This is a genomic window from Streptomyces cinerochromogenes, from assembly GCF_014648635.1.
Taxonomy (GTDB): Bacteria; Actinomycetota; Actinomycetes; order Streptomycetales; family Streptomycetaceae; genus Streptomyces; species Streptomyces cinerochromogenes.
Window position 1 is genome coordinate 1 of sequence record NZ_BMRM01000052.1, and the last position, 2,488, is coordinate 2,488.

General features: G+C 67.3%; 2 protein-coding genes and 1 pseudogene. 2 read left to right on the forward strand and 1 reads right to left on the reverse strand.

Annotation, left to right across the window (positions count from 1 at the left end):
- Positions 1-367 precede the first annotated feature (367 nt).
- Positions 368-1,006 carry an HAD-IA family hydrolase gene (locus IEZ20_RS39360; RefSeq protein WP_189307951.1) on the forward strand — a complete coding sequence of 213 codons (639 nt, stop codon included), beginning with the start codon at positions 368-370 and terminating at the stop codon, positions 1,004-1,006.
- Between the two features lie 121 nt (positions 1,007-1,127).
- On the opposite strand, the pseudogene IEZ20_RS39365 reads toward IEZ20_RS39360, so the two are convergent.
- Positions 1,128-1,855 (reverse strand): annotated as a pseudogene (locus IEZ20_RS39365) (IS5 family transposase); the annotation flags it as partial.
- A gap of 335 nt (positions 1,856-2,190) precedes the next feature.
- On the opposite strand from IEZ20_RS39365, the gene IEZ20_RS39370 reads away from it, so the two are divergent.
- Positions 2,191-2,460: a hypothetical protein gene (locus tag IEZ20_RS39370; protein WP_189307953.1), complete on the forward strand. Its 270-nt coding sequence runs from the start codon at positions 2,191-2,193 to the stop codon at positions 2,458-2,460.
- Positions 2,461-2,488 lie beyond the last annotated feature (28 nt).

Genomic DNA, 2,488 nt, shown 5'->3' on the forward strand with positions numbered 1-2,488 from the left:
GCTGTTCGCACTCCAGGCCCGCCGGTGGCTACCCGGCCGCGGCACCCGTCACCGGGCGTGGCACGGTGCGCATCCGCTCGCCGCCGTCAGTGGTCCTCCTGCGTCAAGGCCTTGATGCCATACGGACAGAGTGGCAGCGTGAGGCGTTACACCTGAGTGCGTGTTTCTGATCCCCGGTGCTGCTTCGCCTCGCGTCACGCGTTTCGACGGCACCTGCTGATGCGGCCGAGTCGTGTCAGCGGCTCGCAACAGGGCTGTCACAGGGTTCCAAGATTGCTTGACCTTGCCCCCAAGGGAAGGACGACAGTGTCTTCGTAGATCACAGGAGTGTGCTCGCTGACCAGGCGGGACGAAGGGGGGAGTTCGGGTGACCACGACCTGCGTCATTCTCGACATCGGCGGCGTGCTGGAGATCACGCCGGAAACCGGATGGGTTCAACGGTGGGAAGAGCGGCTGGAGCTGCCGCTGGGCACCGTGCATGAGCGGATGCGCGACGTGTGGCGTGCTGGAAGCGTCGGGAGCATCAGCGAACGAGACGTGCGCTGGGAAGTGGCATCACGCTTGGGTCTCGACGTTCACCAGGTCGAAGCCTTCATGGCTGACCTGTGGGCGGAGTATCTGGGAACGCCGAACGATGAACTCATCGCCTATGTGCGGGGGCTGCAGGGACGATGCAGGCTGGGCATCCTGAGCAACAGCTTCGTCGGGGCTCGGGAGCGGGAGACGGCGCTGTACCACTTCGACGAACTGGTCGATCAGATCGTCTACTCGCACGAGATCGGCATGGAGAAGCCTGACCTGCGTGCCTTCGAAGCTGCTTGCGCCAGCTTGGAGGTGGGGCCGGAGAGCTGTCTCTTCATAGACGATGTCGCCGCCAACGTGGAGGCCGCCCGAGCGGCTGGCATGCAGGCGCATCTGTTCGAGGACAACATCGGGACGATCACGCGCATCGCCGCTCATCTTAACGCTGGGCCCTTGACTTCAGCACGCGTCCCGCTCGGGTGACGCATCGCCTTGTGGATTGTCCGCCATGACACGGTCTTTCGCTCGCTGATCTGGGCCCTGCTGTCTGGGAAGCCCCAGGTCAGGAGGAGAGGTGGGGCTTCCTGGGCCAGCTGGGGGGCGGCGCCCTTCCGTGCGAGACGGCGGGGCATGAGGGTGATGGCGGCCCAGGTGATCAGGGTCTCGGAGTGCCGGATGAGCCGTTCGTAGTCGCGGGCATGCCGGCGGGCATGCCGGCGGGCCTGCATCATCCACGCGAGTGACCTCTCGACGACCCAGCGGCGGGGAAGTACGACGAAGCCGGAGGTGTCCTTGGGGCGGCTGACCGGTGCGGGTGAGGTTGAGGTGCTGTTTTGCCCAGTCGACGAGTTCGCCGGCGTAGACGGAGTCTGCCCAGACGATGGCGATCTCGGGGTGCATCAGGCAGAGGCAGAAGAGGACTTCCTTGGCGGCTGCGGCGTCGTGGAGGTCGGCGGGGGTGACTATGACCATGAGGGGCAGGCCGGGGGTGTCGACGACCAGGTGGCGCTTGCGGCCGTTGATCTTCTTGCCCGCGTCGTAGCCGAGGGTGGTCTTGGAGACGGTCTCGGCCGCTTTCACGCTCTGGGAGCCGATCACGGTGGCCACGGCTCGGGGGTCTTTGCCCATGTCGCGACGGATCCGGCCGGCGAGATGGTCGCGGATCTGGCCGACGATCCCGGCCGCTGCCCAGCGGGCCATGAACCCCCAGACCGTGCGCCGGCATGGGAAATCTGCAGGTAGGACCCGCCATTTGCATCCGGTGTCCACGACGTAGCGGATCGCGTCGACGATCTCCCGCCGGGGGTGCTTCGCCGGTCGGCCGCCGCGGCTGGGGCATATCCGGAGGCCGTCGCACAGGTACACGCCGACTTCGCCGCCCTCCATAGCGTCCTGCCCGGCATCTACGACCCCACCGGGCCGCATGAGCTGCTGTTCGCGTTCTTCGCGGCCATGACGGGGCTCGGTGAGCAGTGGGGCAGAGAGCACCGGCACAGCGTTCAGTTTCTTGAACTCGCGCGGGGCTGAGCCGTCCAATCCCAGCTGTTTTCCGTCGACAGCAGCGGCCGAGGGGCCAGGGGCCGGATGATTGTCCAGCCTGTGCCGGTGGCTGCTGGGAGGATCGGTGCGGTGCCGGGGTTCCGGCCACACCGAAGGGGGACACGAGCGTGGAGAGCCAGGTGTACGAGTGGCCGCGCGAGGCGCCCGACACGGACGCCGCGGTGCTGAAGCAGTGGCTGACTGGTCACGGCTGGGAGATCGACCCGACAGTCTTCATGACCGGTGCCAGAGGGCCGGCGGTCCAGGTGCGGCGGATCGGCGCAGCCTGGCAGGACGGCGAGCCTGGGCTGCTGATCCTTCCTGGCGAGACGGTGGAGTACGACGGCGAGCGGATGCACACCGTCGTCCGCCCGGTGACGGGTGCCGCGGCCGGGTAGCCACCGGCGGGCCTGGAGTGCGAACAGC